The 567-nt window shown below is 49.7% G+C and carries 1 protein-coding gene; it reads left to right on the plus strand.

Features of this window, described 5'->3' with window-relative positions; genetic code table 11:
- Window positions 1-567 (plus strand): hypothetical protein (locus WH277_RS28620; RefSeq protein ID WP_339504069.1); only part of this gene is annotated, 567 nt, incomplete at both ends.

Raw genomic sequence — 567 nt, forward strand, 5'->3', positions numbered from 1 at the left:
CTCCCTAGCTGACCAAAAAGCAGAGCTTGATGCTATCGAAAACCCCACGATTGAGCAGCAGGCTCAAGCCATAGCCATAGACCGCGCACCGACGATACACAGAGGCCGCTCAGGGAACCCAGAGAGACAAGAGCGTTTCGATATGCTGTATCAGGTGAAGCTGACAAAAGAAGAAGAGGCGATGTATTTCGGAGCTGCTGAACATCAAAAACCAAAACCCTCGCCTGATAAGGCGGCACCCACCGCCGGAACCGCGCCAGAAAGCGCTAAAACGGGCGGAGGGGCACATATCTTAAAAGCAACACTCAACGAGATAAGCGAAACAAATACACAGCTATTTAATATGGTCGTTGATGATAGCTATCAAAGCACACCAGAATCGAAAGCCAGGCTCGAAGCAGTTAAAGAGCAAATAGGTTTGAATGATGACACTAAGAAGCATGATGATAAAAATTACAAAACGCCAGCTGCAGGCCGCAGCAAAAAAGCGCCTGCCGCTAAGCCTGCTAGCACTACAGCCAGCACGATAGGCGACGATTTCCGCGACATCAAAGGCATGTCGAAGAG

The sequence above is a fragment of the Erwinia sp. MYb416 genome (assembly GCF_037479575.1).
Classification (GTDB): domain Bacteria; phylum Pseudomonadota; class Gammaproteobacteria; order Enterobacterales; family Enterobacteriaceae; genus Erwinia; species Erwinia rhapontici.